The sequence below is a fragment of the Collinsella sp. LCP19S3_A7 genome (genome assembly GCF_052121995.1).
GTDB lineage: Bacteria > Actinomycetota > Coriobacteriia > Coriobacteriales > Coriobacteriaceae > Collinsella.
The window spans coordinates 86,771-92,864 of record NZ_JBQKDE010000008.1; the positions used below are offsets into that span (position 1 = coordinate 86,771).

General features: G+C 56.3%; 4 protein-coding genes. 2 read left to right on the forward strand and 2 right to left on the reverse strand.

Features of this window, described 5'->3' with window-relative positions:
* Positions 1-6: 6 nt before the first annotated feature.
* Positions 7-717: a TetR/AcrR family transcriptional regulator gene (locus tag ACTQV3_RS05370; protein ID WP_154514843.1), complete on the reverse strand. Its 711-nt coding sequence runs from the start codon at positions 715-717 to the stop codon at positions 7-9.
* A gap of 206 nt (positions 718-923) precedes the next feature.
* Between ACTQV3_RS05370 and ACTQV3_RS05375 the strand changes: the two genes are divergently transcribed.
* On the forward strand, positions 924-3,059 hold the full coding sequence (locus ACTQV3_RS05375) for a hypothetical protein (protein ID WP_441067607.1): 2,136 nt from the start codon (positions 924-926) through the stop codon (positions 3,057-3,059).
* A gap of 165 nt (positions 3,060-3,224) precedes the next feature.
* Positions 3,225-5,357: a hypothetical protein gene (locus tag ACTQV3_RS05380; RefSeq protein ID WP_441535944.1), complete on the forward strand. Its 2,133-nt coding sequence runs from the start codon at positions 3,225-3,227 to the stop codon at positions 5,355-5,357.
* Here the strand turns inward: ACTQV3_RS05380 and ACTQV3_RS05385 are convergent.
* Positions 5,354-5,869, reverse strand: coding sequence for a hypothetical protein (locus ACTQV3_RS05385; RefSeq protein ID WP_441535943.1), 516 nt, complete (start codon positions 5,867-5,869; stop codon positions 5,354-5,356). The two genes, ACTQV3_RS05380 and ACTQV3_RS05385, sit on opposite strands and share 4 nt — an antisense overlap.
* Between the last annotated feature and the right edge of the window lie 225 nt (positions 5,870-6,094).

The following is a 6,094-nucleotide window of genomic DNA, read 5'->3' on the forward strand; positions in this document are numbered from 1 at the left end:
CTCCTCTTAGTTGTTGGACTCGACGGTTACGGCGGTGTCGGCCGCGTCCTCGAGCTGCAAGTTCAATAGCTTCATGCCGTACTCCGGCACGTTGATATCGATGGGTTGGCCATACAGGTCACCAGGACGCACAAAAGCGAGCACCGTCATCATGCGCGCCATGGCCTCGGGCGATTCGGTGAGCCCACGCTCAAACCAGCGCTGAATCATGCCGACCTCGGCACTCACGACGTAGGTGACGTAGTAGTCAAAGAACGTGCCCAGCGCCAGGCCCAAAATGCCCGTCTGTGCACGCGGCACCACAGCCTCACGCGCGGTGTCGATAATCCTTTTAATGAAGGCCTGGTCGCCGCCCGGACCCAGCAGAGCACCGATCAAGTCGCGGTTGGCCGCAAGATAACGCAGTAGCTCAACCGAACCGGGCGCCGGCTCGAGCTCATCGATGTTGTGATAGAGATCGGGCAGCCGAGCTGCGGTGATGAGCTCAATACGCTCACGAATCTCGGCCAGCAAGCCGTCCTCGATTTGATTGATAAAGTCGGGGATATCGCGGTAATGCGAATAGAACGTACGGCGCGTAAGGCCGGCGCGCTCGGTGAGCGACGCGACGTTAATGCGCGAAAGATCGCCGCTTTCGGCTAGTTCGCTGGCAAGTGCCTGGCGAAGGGCACGCTGCGAGCGAAGGGACCGGCGATCGCATTTCTCGAGCTGGGACAAGCGTCCTCCTTGTTACTCTGCCTGTGCGCTATTGCACAGTGCGAGTATTATTGCACACCGTGTGTATCAACACGTAAAGGCAATATTTGGATGCGACGAAGGGGCAGTCCCTTTGTCACATCGAGCCGCTGCTTGGTCCCGTTAATGGGACCAACAATCGCCACGCCCGTTGCATCATGCCGGTAATGATCGATAAGGAGGCCGACATGAACAATCAGGCATGCGATGGCATCACCGATGCCGGCAAGGACCTCGTCCTCAGCTGCATCAAGAGCCAAGAGCTGCGCGACCACATGCGTAAATACCTATACTGGCCAGCGCCAATCATCGCCGGCTCTCTTAAGACGCTTGATGAAAAACGCACCATGCTCGAGCAACTCCGCAAGGAGGTTTCGCCGGAACTGGTCGAAGATATCGATTCGCATCTCGCCCAGCTCACCAGCGCACTCGATATGCTCCACAACGTCGAGCGCGACCATGGAATCCTCCTGCTATACGTCATGGTCTACAACGAGGAGGAGCGCGACGCCGACGCCCTCGACGGTCCCTTCCCCACCGCATCGTGGGAGGCCGCGCAGGCACTCATGAAGCGCTACATCGAAGAGTATCCTGAAGACGACTGGTCCGAATCGTACTGGAAGATCGACCTATACACCCCAGAAGACCTTCACGAACATCAAACGGCGCAGTCCTCCCTGGCGTTTGCGGCAACCAAAGATGGCGAGCTTATATTTCTCCGCGATCAGCGCAATAACCGCACTCGCAAATCGTATGTCGAAAGCGCCTGGCGAAACGATAGCAGACGGTTCTGCAACAGCAACGAACCCATCTATACGCCGTGGGTCCCAGGCGACATCCTCAAAATCGACGGTCGCCCCTTTGATCACGGGCCTCGCTTTGCCATTGTGCTCGAAAACGACTACGAGCACACGCTCCGGGGACAGATCTGGTGCGCAGGGCCTAGTAAAGATCACGGCGTTAAGGAGGGTTCACTTTCATCCGGCACCTACAGCGACAGTCTCCTGGACCCCTTCATCCCCTCCGCCCTCTACACCGCCGAGTGCTACACCGGTGAGCTGCCGGACGACTGCGCTTTTATGCTCGAGCTTTCGCAGATGCTGCACGACAACCCCGACTACGGCAAGCAATGGTCCGAAGGCTCGGTCGGACATGACTGCCTTCAGCCGTATCGCAAGCCCGCCAACCAAAGCGAGCTGGATATTCGTCCGGACATCTTCGAGTTTTTAGACTCGCAAAGTATTAAGGAGCATCTTCAACGACGAATCAACTACGAGCTCACCACGCCCGTAGCGGCTTTCATTGTCAATTGCTCGCATAAAGCAACGCTGCAGCAAAAGCTCGAAGGCTGGCAAAAGATCATCGACAATATGCCCAATTGCACCATGAGCCGCAGAAATGACACGGTCGTCATCCCGGACTTCCATGCCTTTCTGCGCAATGTCATCAAGCAGGAGAAACGAAAGCTCGCGCACCTTAAAAGGACGGACGGTCAAAGCCTGTACTTCTTTGAGGACTACTCGTGGGACCGGCGCGGGCAGGGCGGCTATCTTTACGGCCCGTACAGCAGTTATCAAAAGTGCTTCGATGCCATCTGGAAAGAGCTCGACGGTGACGATCCCAAAGCCATCAGGATCACTCGTCGTCCCATCGACCCAGAAGAAGACCACTATGCCGACGACATGCTCTTACTCAATGCGAACGGCGAAGTAATGTCTTGCGATTACCGCAACAAAAGCGAGTGGGACGAGGCGGGCACCGCCAGCGATTTCGAGGACATGTGGTTTGATATCCCGACGCCTTTCCATGCCGGAGACATCGTCTGCAACCTCCAACGCCCCGACAAGCCGATGGTGCTATTTGACCTGCAAACTTGGGGATCCGAACGAGTCGACAAAGAGCTGGCCTCCTCCGTCTACAAAGAGCGCCTCGTTCAAAAGGCCGACAAGCTATTGCGCTGGCACCGATATGACGGCGACACCAGCGACATGTACGCCTACGGCTGCCAAGTCTCATCCGCCTTGCATTTCCCCTTCTACATTGGGGAGCCTGAGGGCTTTCTTTTGGACATCGACTATTACCGCAAGCCGCTCAAGTCAGAGGAGCGAATCCTTTACGGCGTCAGGGCATATGTCAAAGGCGACCTGGCGGTTGATTCGCTCGCCGCAATGGCCAGCGCATGCGAGCTACAGGCGCTGGCGGAGAAAAAGGCGCGTGACTTCGAGGATGCAGACGGTTGGCTCAAGGACCGCTACCCGGAGCTGTTCGATGCGACGGCCGATCCCTTCTTAGAAGAAGACGGCGGTTGCGCCAGTTACACTTAGTTTTTGAAACACCACTACCGATTGTCCTTTCAGTACGCGCACACTCATGTACCAGTGCGTTTCCAAAAGTATGTTTGACGCGAGATTCATATCAGACCCGTTAATGGGACCACAAAGCACAACCTCTGATGGATGCTAACGGCAACGACCGAATTGGAGGTTGCAATGGACAGCCAAGCAGATACCGTGATCACCGATGCCGGCAGGGAGCTCGTTTGCAGTTGCATCAAGGACGATGAGCTGCGTGCTCATATGTTCAAACACATGGGAATGGCAGATGGCTCCCTCTGTAAAACCATCGGCGGCTCCCTCAAGACGCTCGACGAAAAACGGACCATGCTCGAGCAGCTTCGCAAAGAGGTCTCATCGGATTACGCCGAGACGATCGACTCCGGCCTCGAACAACTCGACACTGCACTCGATATGCTTTACAACGTTGACCGTGACCGCGGTATCTTGCTGGTCTCCGGCGTGTTTTACAGTGAAGACGAGCGCGGGCACGACACCTTTGATGGCCCCTTCCCCGTTGCCTCTTGGGATGCCGCTCAAACCCTTATGAAGCAATACGTCGATGACGACCCCGATGAAGATTGGTCCGAATCATTCTGGCAGATTAAGCTCTATACCGCCGAAGACTTACACGACCGCCCACGCGCTCAAGCCTCGCTGATATTCGCCGCAACCATGGCTGGCGATTTGGTCTTTTTGAGCGACCGCCGGAATCAGCGGACTCCGCATCAAAGCATCAATCACTTGCCGTGGAACAATAGCAAGCACTTCTGCGCCAATGGTGAGGTCTTTTACACTCCCTGGGTCCCCGGCGACATCATCAAGATCGACGGTCGGCCCTTCGACCACGGCCCTCGTTTCGCCATCGTGCTCGAAGACGACTACGATAGTTCGTTCAAAGGCCAGGTTTGGTGCGCCTATCCGAGCAAAATCTACGGCGTTGAGGAAGGCAATCTCCGCTTGAGGGATTTCACGGACGGCTTCCTCGACGACTTCACACCCTCTGCGCTCTACACCGCCGAACGCTATATCGGCGACTTGCCCGATGATTGCTCCTTTATGCTCGAACTCTCGAAAAAACTGCACGATGACCCCGGCTGTGGCAAACATTGGTCGGATGGATCGGTCGTACACGACTGCCTGCAGCCATATCGCACATCGGCCGGCGCCGGCGTCAACGCCATACGTTCGGACATTCTCGAGTTTCTCGACTCGCCCGATATCAGAGAGCATTTGGAAGGCATCGGCTACGAGCCCACCACGCCCGAGGCAGCGTTCATCGTCGACCATTCGAAAGAGAAGACGCTGCAACAGAAAATTGAGGCCTGGCAAAAGATTCTCGAAAACATGCCCAATTGTGCAATGAGCAGGCGATACGGCACGTTCAATATCCCCAACTTCCATGTCTTTCTTCGCGACGTCATCAGATGGGAGCGCAAGAAAATCGCCCAGTTCAAACAGCCTGGCAAGCACATGTATTTCTTTGAGGACAAGACGGGAAGTCCCCCTGAGAGCGAGTGCAATTATGGCCCCTACACCAGCTACGAAAAATGTTTCGAGGCAATCTGGAATGTGCTTGAGGAGGAGAATCCTACCTCGGTTGAAGTAACACGCCGCCCGATCAATCCGGACGATGGCCACTATGCCGCCGACAAACTCTTGCTCAACGCGAAAGGCGAGACCATGGACTGTCAACTGCGCTGCATCGACAAGGAACGCGAGGGAGAAGACCCCACTTTCGCCTTTGAGCTGATGTGGTTTGACATCCCGACGCCATTCCATGCCGGCGACATCATCTGTTGTCACGGCGACCCTAGCGACCCCATACTGCTTCTCAATATGCAGACATGGACCACGAAGCGGGTCATGGATGAGCTTCCGCCTTCCACCTACAGGGAATGCGCCGCAAAAAAGGCCGACGACCTGCTCAGGCACCATCGTCAAAATGGCGATACGAGCGACATGTACGCCTACGGCTGTCAGATTGAATATCCCCTGGAGTACCCCGTCTATATCGGAAAGCCAAGTTGCTTTCTTCTCGATATGGAATACTGCCGCATCCCGCTCAAGCCGGAGGCGAGAATTCTGTACGGCGTGCGGGCATATCTCGACGGCGATCTGGGTCTTGACTCACTTATTGCGCTATCAAGTCTTTGCGAGCTACAGGCGCTGGTCAAGAAAAAAGCCGAGCGGTTTGAAGGGGAAGACGGCGGGCTCAAGACCCGCTATCCGGAGCTGTTCGATGATGCGATAACCCCGCCGGAGCGATTCGAAACAAAGAGGAGCTAACCATGGACATCTTGGATTTTGTGGACTCCCGGGACATTCGGGAGCATCTCCGCCGCATCAATTTTCAACCCGACACCATCGAGGCCGCCTATCTGGTTTGGTTTTCGAAGATCGCCACGCTCGATCAGAAATGCGAAGCTTGGCAGGAGATCGCCCGAACCATGCCCAATTGTTCGCTGGAGGCAACCCATGCCGGTCTTGGAAGGCCGGCCATCCCCGATTTCCATGCTTTTTTGCGCTGGACAATCGATTACAACAAGCGGTGCGTCGATGCGTTTGCGAGTGGGACGGGCTACGTTTATCAGTATGAAGAGGAGATTGTGCCCGACGGGCAACTTTGTGGGGCCTTCGGCGCGCCATTCAGCTGTTATGAGAAATGTGCCGAGGCGTTGCGCGGTGATGATGAGCTGGCGAGCCGTCCAGAGGCACGCGTACGCATCACCCGGTGCCCGCTCGATGCCGACGAAGAATATCGGGCTCTTCGGTGGTTTCTGTGGGAGAGATTCCGGCATAGGCCCAGCTCAGCGGGCGAAAACAACGATCTGGAACTGAAACGGCCCCGGGAGGGGCCGTTTCCGCGTCATCCGCCTATGATTGCTAAGCCAAATTCAGACAACCGAAGAGGTGTGACGCATGAAGAGTCTACTACTTCTCGCCCTCGGTCTGGCCCGCACGGTCGTCCTGGGCGCGCGCATCGAGGCCGAGCGCATCGTCGTGAGCGTCCGGCCCTACAAGCG

Bases quoted from the DNA above. Each gene is read 5' to 3' on its own strand.
- ACTQV3_RS05375 (WP_441067607.1), top strand. From the start codon at position 924: ATGAACAATCAGGCATGCGATGGCATCACCGATGCCGGCAAGGACCTC.
- ACTQV3_RS05380 (WP_441535944.1), top strand. From the start codon at position 3,225: ATGGACAGCCAAGCAGATACCGTGATCACCGATGCCGGCAGGGAGCTC.
- ACTQV3_RS05385 (WP_441535943.1), bottom strand. From the start codon at position 5,869: ATGCCGGAATCTCTCCCACAGAAACCACCGAAGAGCCCGATATTCTTC.